A 449-nucleotide genomic window follows, 5' to 3' on the forward strand; every position below is an offset into this window, starting at 1 on the left:
ACCGCCGACTCCGTTGGCAACACCTATCAGGAAGGTCACGAAGACCAGGTCATGGTTCAGGCTTTCAGCCACGACGTGATCATCCCGCGTGACCCGCAATCCGGCCAGCCAACCGGTCAGCGCGTACACAAGCCAGTCTCGATCACCAAGGTCTACGACAAGTCTTCGCCACTGCTGCAAGCCGCACTGACTTCCGGCGAGCGCATGAGCGAAATCGTTATCCAGTGGTTCCGTACTTCTGCTCAGGGCACCCAAGAGCACTACTACACCACCAAACTGGAAGACGCGATCATCGTCGCCATCAACAACAAGATGCACAACTGCCAGGACCCAGGCAACTCGCACTTCACCCACCTGGAAGAAGTGCAGTTCACCTACCGCAAAATCACCTGGACCCACGAAGTATCCGGTACTTCGGGTTCCGATGACTGGCGTTCCCCAGTCGTTTA

At 56.8% G+C, this 449-nt stretch carries 1 protein-coding gene; it reads left to right on the top strand.

The genetic code is table 11. The annotated features are described in order from the left end of the window. On the top strand, window positions 1-449 hold a 449-nt coding region (locus tag DU29_RS0129125; RefSeq protein ID WP_028624794.1), incomplete at both ends, for an Hcp family type VI secretion system effector.

The sequence above is a fragment of the Pseudomonas sp. Ant30-3 genome, from assembly GCF_000690905.1.
Classification (GTDB): domain Bacteria; phylum Pseudomonadota; class Gammaproteobacteria; order Pseudomonadales; family Pseudomonadaceae; genus Aquipseudomonas.